6 protein-coding genes are annotated in these 7,692 nt (G+C 33.0%); all 6 read left to right on the forward strand.

The annotated features are described in order from the left end of the window. The first annotated feature begins 104 nt into the window (after positions 1-104). Entirely contained in the window at positions 105-1,145 is a 1,041-nt protein-coding gene (locus VW161_RS05850) for an NYN domain-containing protein (protein WP_298536322.1), read from the forward strand. 130 nt (positions 1,146-1,275) lie between these two features. Then, positions 1,276-2,478: a hypothetical protein gene (locus tag VW161_RS05855; RefSeq protein WP_304086809.1), complete on the forward strand. Its 1,203-nt coding sequence runs from the start codon at positions 1,276-1,278 to the stop codon at positions 2,476-2,478. Positions 2,479-2,568: 90 nt separating this feature from the next. Continuing rightward, the gene (locus VW161_RS05860) at positions 2,569-3,051 is read left to right on the forward strand and encodes a hypothetical protein (RefSeq protein WP_304086812.1); all 483 of its coding nucleotides are present in this window, start codon (positions 2,569-2,571) and stop codon (positions 3,049-3,051) included. 103 nt (positions 3,052-3,154) lie between these two features. After that, a complete protein-coding gene (argJ, locus tag VW161_RS05865) occupies positions 3,155-4,378 on the forward strand; it encodes a bifunctional ornithine acetyltransferase/N-acetylglutamate synthase (protein ID WP_304086815.1) in 1,224 nt (407 codons plus the stop codon). 620 nt (positions 4,379-4,998) lie between these two features. After that, a complete protein-coding gene (locus VW161_RS05870) occupies positions 4,999-5,826 on the forward strand; it encodes a hypothetical protein (RefSeq protein ID WP_304103528.1) in 828 nt (275 codons plus the stop codon). Positions 5,827-6,251: 425 nt separating this feature from the next. Further along, positions 6,252-7,692 (forward strand): Ig-like domain-containing protein (locus tag VW161_RS05875; RefSeq protein ID WP_325192786.1); only part of this gene is annotated, 1,441 nt, incomplete at its 3' end.

A 7,692-nucleotide genomic window follows, 5' to 3' on the forward strand; every position in this document is an offset into this window, starting at 1 on the left:
ATTTTTAGTATTTTAATATTCAATTGAAAAGCAAGAATTAAAACTGAGAATTAAATCATTCATTAGAATAAGTATAATTAAATAAACTTTTAAAGGGTGATATCTTGAAAGTTATTATTGATGCTGCAAATGTTGCACATTTTCATAAAGAGGAAGGTGCAAAGGCTAAATTGAAAAACATTACCTTGGCTGTAAAGGCATTGGAAGAAGAAGGTCATGACTTTTTAATCATAGCGGATGCTTCCTTACGTCATAATATAGATGATAAAGAGACTTTTGTCAGATTGGTTAATGATGGAATCATTGATGAGGTTCCTGTTGGAACCATTGCAGACCATTACATTCTTGATTTGGCTTATGAAGAGGATGCAAAGGTATTGTCTAATGACAAGTTCAGGGATTTCATGTCTGAATTCCCAGACATCAACAGCATAAGAATTCCATTTTCAATTCAGGACAATGAATTGGTCATGGGAAAGGCTAAAAAGCCTAAAAAGGTCAAGAATCTCTTGCAGAACATCTGTGATGAAACATTGAATGAACTTGAAAGAAAACGTTGGGTAGTCTACAAAGGTAAGGAAACAACCAAATTCACTCCATTGAATGTTGCAAAGCAAGCTATTCTCTTGCTTGATGAGTCTGAACAGGATAATGTTTCCTCAAAAATAGAAGGAATCTTCTCTAAATTGCCAATGTTTGACAAGGTTATGGAAATGGTGGATGATGTTGAAACATCTGTTCCATATGTGATTTTTGTTCTTGTCCATCCAAAAGACTATAAGGCTGCTGTCAAGGATGCAGGTAACATTTCAGTAACTGTAGCTGACAGATTGAGATTGGTTCACAAGCCACTTATCGCAGTTAGAAATGACTTGTTCATCAAGCCCGGCTACTTTGGATTGAACATTGTCTTGACTGATGAGGTGGAAGACAATCCTCCATACAACATTGAAATTCAAACCAACACCTATGATGAAGTGTTCATTAAGAAGAATTCAAGAAACATTGCAAGTACCATTGCAGGAAGATTAGGGTCCTGGAAGTTCCCATTCGTTTCAGTCAAGCCTAATATGATTCTTGAAAAACCAGGGGAGTTTGAGATCTATTTGGAAAAGAATTCCAAGAAAAAGAAAGATAAGGATTAATCACTTAATCTTTCATTTATATTTTTTAGGAAAATCCTATACGAATTCAATTCAAATTTACGATTTATTGATATTTGACGATTTATGATTAACAATTTATTGAAATTTAAAAATTAATAGGAGGTAAAATATGGCTGAACATAGTATTATAAGAAAGCTTGTTTCATTAGTTACAAAACATGAAATCATAAGCATAGGTACTAAATACTTCCCTACAACTCCATTGGAAACAGAATATGTGGACATGTTCAATTACACCCAAACCATGCTAATGGAGATTGACAAGGCACATATCACAACTGAAAGTATTTTTACCAACTTGGTTAGAGATGTTGGCCGTGAAAACATTCCAGAAAATCATAGCTTTTATGAATTACTTCCTGCACAAGATAAGGTTGAGGAATATGCTCTTGTAAGCAATATCATTATGGGTAGTGACCGTTACATGTATGTAGAGCTTTCTGAACATTCTTACATTATTAATCTTTTCACTGACATTATTTTAAGAGAAAATGGAGAAATTATCGAAAGAAGCGAAACTGAAATCGTTTCAAGATTGATGTCCAAAAACGATGCAATCAGAGTGGCTATAAGATTGGTGGGCATTGGTTTGGATAATGGAATCAGAGTAAGGGCTGCTGCTGGTATGACTGGTGCTGCAGCTATTGAAAGATCCATTAAGTTCAACAAGGAAGTTGGAGATTCTCCAGGTGTTGCATTCACTAAATTAGGTGGTGAATATGCCCTTGTATTGGACACTCCATTCAAATTGGCGGAATCTGAACCTCCAGAGTTCCAGCAATACCTCTTCATTGATATTGTGGACTCAACAAATTTCATTTCCAAATATGGGAGAAACAAGCTTGTTGAATTGATGACAAGTGTTAAGGAGTTCATGGAAGATTGCGAAGGTCAAATCGAAGGATACCGTGAAGGTGGAGATGACTTGATTGCAAAATTCCCAAGTAAGGATGTAGCTATTCGTGCAGGGCTTGACTGTGCATGGTTTATCTTGAACAATGGAGCTAAAGTCAAGATTGGAATCGGAAGAAGCAGAAGAGAAGCAGGTGAACGTGCAAACATTGCAGAAAGCATTCATGGTTTCGGTGCATTGTCTTTAGTCATTTTCGATTTGGCTAATGGTTTGTATGGATATTACATTCCATCAGACTTTACAAGAACCCTATGTGAATTCCTAACCAATAAGAAAGGCAAGTTAGTCACTGCATTCCTTGTAATGTTTGTTGCATCATATTTGCTTGCTGTAATGGGCATGGGCATTTATGGACTTTTAATCGTTCTAGCGCTTGTGGCTTACTATACACTTAGGTAAAATTTAATCTAATTATTTATTATTCAGTTGAAATTTGAAAGTTATTGGTCTTTATTAAAGACTTGAAATATGTAATTTGTGGTGAAATTAATGGCAATCGGTAGAAGATCTAGGAATTCTAGAAATCAGCAAAACAAGAATGTATTGAAAACTAGAGCTCCTAACAATTCTAGAAACTCCAGAGGCTCAAGACAAGCTGGCAGAGCCAGTTCAAGACAGTCAAGCAGAGCTAGACAATCCAATAATTCATTAAGCTCTATTTGGTCTAAGAGTGCTATGCCAAAAAAGCCTAGAAGCCCTAGGCAAATACTCATATTTATAATAATCCTAATAGCTTTCATTTGCGGTTTGTCTTTAGGAATTTCAATGATTATGGGTATTGGCAGTGAACCAAGTTCTGGAGAAGTGCAGTATATGAATGTAACTGACAATATAACTGTCTATGAAAACAGCAGTTACGACTTGCATGATGAAAACGGCACACAAATTTCATATTATGATTTCCATGAAAATGTTACCGAAGGTCAGGATATCGATGCATTCAATGCTTCGAATACGACTGCTATTTATTAATTAGAGAGTTCTTTCTCTATTTTTTTCTAATTTTTTATTTTTAATTTTTTTTTTAAATCATTTATGAATATTTATTTTTTTATTAATTCCAAAAGGAGATATCATGTCTAAGATTAACGTTATTGAAGGAGGAATATGTGCTGTAGAAGGCGTTAGGGCAGCAGGAAGCCGTGAAGGTAAATACGGCCTTACAGTTATTGAATCAAAGGATAGTGCTGCTTCTGCAGTTTTTACATCAAACAATGTTGTGGCTGCACCTATCATTCATACCAAGGAAATGATTAAAGGCGGAAAAATATCATTGGTAGTTGTAAACAGTGGAAATGCAAACTGCTTTACAGGTCAAGATGGAATAGATGATTGTGATAGGACCATTGCATTCGCATCTAAAATCACCAATATCCCATCAAGTGAAATAGCTACTGCATCAACTGGTGTGATAGGCAGAAAAATGCCTATGGACATTATTTTGCCTTTGGTTGAAGAGTCAATTTCCAAATTGGAACACAGTGCAGAAAGCTCAACAGATGCTGCAAAGTCCATAATGACCACTGACACTTATCATAAAGAGTTTGCTGTAGAGACAACTATTGATGGTGAAAAGGTAAGAATCGGTGGAATAACCAAGGGTGTGGGAATGATTGCACCTAATATGGGAACCATGCTATGTTTCTTGGCAACTGATGCTGTAATCTCCTCTGAAATGATTAATAAGGCATTGAAATCTGCTGTAAACAGAAGCTTCAACATGATTGTCGTTGATGGAGACCAAAGTACAAATGACACTGCAATATTGATGGCAAATGGAAAGTCTGGTGTTGAAGTTGCTAAAGACGGTGAAATCAATGAAGACTTCCAGGAAGCTTTGGATTTCATCTGCATAAGCTTAGCTAAAATGATGGCTCGTGACGGTGAAGGGGCAACTAAGTTCATTGAATGCAAGGTAAATGGTGCTAAGGATGAAAATGATGCGATATTGGCTTCAAAATCTGTAATCAGTTCTTCACTAGTAAAATCAGCTATCTTTGGTGGAGATCCTAATTGGGGTAGAATCGTAGCTGCTGTAGGATATTCTGGTTGTGAAATGAATCAGGACATGATTTCCGTTTCTGTAAATTCAGATGATGGTCAGGAAGCAATTTTAGTTGATAAGGGTAAAATCCTTGCATTTGAAGGAACAGATGAACTTAATTCAGCAGAAGAGATTATGCAGGAAAAGACAGTGAACATAGTTGTTGATTTGTATCAGGGTGATGCAAGTGCAACCGCTTGGGGTTGTGACCTTACATATGATTATGTAAAGATCAATGCTGAGTATACAACTTAATCTTTTTCTATTTTAACTTTTCTCTTTTTTTTACTTTTTTTAAATTTTTTCACTATTTTTCCATTATTCTTTTATTATTTTTTAATAATTTTTAAAATTTAATTATAATTTTTTCAAATATCATATATTCTATTCTTAAATCTCATTTATAGGATTTTTAGCAATATTTTACTAATTTTTAGGGGTAAAGTTTATATGTATTGAAAATAAATATTTTATTAAGTTTTATTATTAAAGCTATTTTTATAAAGAATTTTATCATATTTCAATATGAAAAATTTATTTTTATTTATTTTAGATTAATCTTATGATTATCTTATCATCAAAATTAAAGGAGGATATATGATGGCAAAAGTAAAAGGTACCAACAAAAGAACCAGACCTAAAAGATCTTACAAAAAGCCTGGTAGTAAAAAAGGTAGAGGAGTAAGACAAACTTGGAAAAAATAATTTTCCAACTTGCTTTTTCTAGCTTTTAATTTTTATAATTATATTGATTTATATCAAAATATCAAATTTTATTTACAAAGTATATTTCTAAAAAAAGGGAATTATTCCTTTTAAAATGTTTTTATAAGGTTTTAGGGTTTTAAGTGAAATGAATTATTTTTGGTGTTTATATGGCTGATGAAGACAATGCACAAAAGAAAAAATCTAGAAAACCTTCTAAAAAATTACTCTATTTTTTAATCATTCTTATTGTCATATTGGCAGAGGGTTTCGTTCTTTGCTATGATTATGCAACAAATGATGACAGTTTCCTAAAGGAGCTTTCACAAGATTATCCTGTTTTAGACGGGGTTTTGAAGTATATTCCAACTGACTTAATCAGTTCATTCACAGAAGGTTCTGCAGACAAGCCAATTAAGGAAATAGGCAAGAACAGCATAGGAACCGTAACTGTAGAAGGGCCTTATGGAAATGCAAATTCATCTGTTAAGGTTGCATACATTTTAGGACAGCATCCACGTGAATACAATGCACATGATGCCATTTATGACAGTCTCATGAGCAATTCCGACCACTTGAATTATTCATATTACATTTATAGGATTAATGTAACTGCAGAAAGTGATGATTTTGAAGAAAGCAGAATGAATGGACAATTGCTTGCACAGGATTATGTAGTCAGTGATGTAATCAAAAACAATTACGACTTAGCTATTGACATTCACTCATCAAATGGTGGATATGTGCAGGATCCTTATATATTTGCGCCTCGTTCAAATGACACTGTAGCTTATGATGCAGCGAATAATGTGACAAAGGCGTTAAGTTATGTTATTTATTATGAGCCTGCAAGCTATTCAAGCCCACAGTACTCTACAATTCCAATAGATGATGGTGGAGTTCCAGCTATTGTATTTGAAATGCGTGGAAACCCAGATCACAGTTTGGAAACCGAAGCAAATCAATTTATTCATGTGATTGATAAATTGATTTTATAATCCTTTTTTATTTTATTAAATTTTCAAACTTTTTTGTATTGTTTAAAATAGTAATTTTTTTAATTTCATTATTATTTTTTTCAAAATAATACTTAATTCATTCAATTTTTTCATAATCTTTATATATAACTTAATATTTAATTATATCATATATGTAACGGGGTTTAATATGTTTTTAAGGTTAGGCTTTTTTTTGATGTTATTGGAATATAACAAAATTTCTAATAAATTTTTATTATGATTTAAAGATGTGATTCATTTTATCTAAAAATTAAGATATTTTATTTTTTTGATTTAGATGAGCATATTTTTTCTCTTAACGTTACATATGATGAATTTTTGGGGTGTTTTTCATCTAAATAAATTGTAACTTAATTTATTTTTATGGAAGATATTTCATAGTGAAAAAATATGGTGAATTAAATATGAATAAGTTGAAAACTCGTGTTCTATTTATCGCATTGATTATTTTAGCATTAGTATCTGTAAGTGCTGTTGCAGCTGCAGATGTTGATGATGTAGTCAGTGCAGAACAAGATGATATAGATTTATCTGAAGAGACAGTCAGTGATATCAATGACATAAGAGTTGATAATGAAGTTTTATCTAATGTAGAATCTTCAGATAATTTAGCTGATGATGAATTGTATAGTTATACTTGGGAAGCAATGAGCACATCAGGTAAAATAACTGGTGGTGCTGAAAGTAAAAATGGTTGGACTATGACATTAGCAAAATTAACTTCAGCATCTGGTGTTAGATCAAATAATCCAAGCAGATATAATTTTACTTACAATAATGTACGTTATATTTTCAACCATTGGGAAGAAATTAATTCCCCTGAAGCAAGTGGTGGAAATGTCACTGTTGATGCAGATTATAAGGTTAAATTAACACCTCCTTCAGAGGTTCATCATCGTGATTATGTAGCGGTTTATGATATTATACTTCCTGGTAATTTAACAGTTAATAATATTGATCTCATTGCTCATGGTAGTCATTCTTGGAGTTGTAGTGCAGATAATGTAAATTATACTCACACTTATATAGAGCCTGCGGACATTCCAGATTCTGTAGTATTCTTGTACTGGGAAAGAGAAGATACCAGAGAAAAATTTAATAAAGGAGATAAATTAACCGTCACAATTGATGAATATAAAGATAAAACTCTTGTAATTAATGTTTATGCTGTTTATGATATCAAAACCAGCATTGAACTTGAGGAAATCACTGGATATGTTGGTGATAAAGTAGATATTACTGCAACCATTACTGAAGATCTTACTAATAAAGCTGTTCCTGGTGGAACTGCTACTTTAACAATTGATTATGAAAACAAGCTTAACGATGGTTCATTAGGTGCAAGTACCTATACTGATACTGTTGAAGTTGATGCGGATGGTAAAGCTGTATTTAAAGATGTAAAGCTTGAAAATCCAGGTACTTACAAATATACTGTTACCTACAGTGGATATCAATACAACCATCATGAAGAAGGAATTAATGATTACCTTTCTTCTGAAGCAGACTCTAAATTAAACATTTTACCATTAAACACTACAACCACTAGTGAAGATGTTTCTGGTACAGTCGGTGATAAGAAAGATATTACCGCGGATATCGTTGATCAAAATGGTGACCCTGTACAAAACGGTACAGCTGTCTTAAAAGTTAATGGTAAAGAATACACTGCTGAAGTAAAAGATGGAAAAGCTGTATTTGAAGGTGTTGAATTAACTGAAAACACCACTGTTACTATTGAGTATTTAGGAAACGATTATTATAATCCTTCCAATACCACTATTCAAATTACTGTAACCGCTCCTGAGGAACCAGAAGAACCTGAGGAACCAGTAGATGAACCTG

The organism is Methanobrevibacter ruminantium (genome assembly GCF_016294135.1).
GTDB lineage: Archaea > Methanobacteriota > Methanobacteria > Methanobacteriales > Methanobacteriaceae > Methanobrevibacter > Methanobrevibacter ruminantium_A.